This is a genomic window from Shewanella sp. AS16 (assembly GCF_021412365.1).
In the GTDB taxonomy this organism is placed as follows: Bacteria; Pseudomonadota; Gammaproteobacteria; order Enterobacterales; family Shewanellaceae; genus Shewanella; species Shewanella salipaludis.
Map to the genome: position 1 here is coordinate 1 of NZ_JAKCLK010000242.1, position 292 is coordinate 292.

The window sequence follows — 292 nt, forward strand, 5'->3', positions numbered from 1 at the left end:
TGATCCTTAACGGGATGAAAGGGCTGTATACGCGCATTGGTCGTCACTATTTCGCCAATCCGGAAGCGCGCAGTCTGGCGCTGGGCTTCTATCACAAACTGTCGGCGTTGTGCAGTGAAGGCGCACACGATCAGGTATATGAAACAGTGCGTCGCTATGGGCATGAGAGTGGCGAGATTTGGCACCGGATGCAGAAAAATCTGCCGGGTGATTTAGCCATTCAGGGACGATAATCCTTCCAGACGGATGACAAACGTATAATTGCCTGATGCGCTACGCTTATCAGGCCTAC

General features: G+C 52.1%; 1 pseudogene. It reads left to right on the plus strand.

Going from position 1 to position 292, the window contains the following annotated elements:
* A pseudogene (locus LZP73_RS20175) lies at positions 1–233 on the plus strand (fatty acid metabolism transcriptional regulator FadR); the annotation flags it as partial.
* Positions 234–292: the final 59 nt, after the last annotated feature.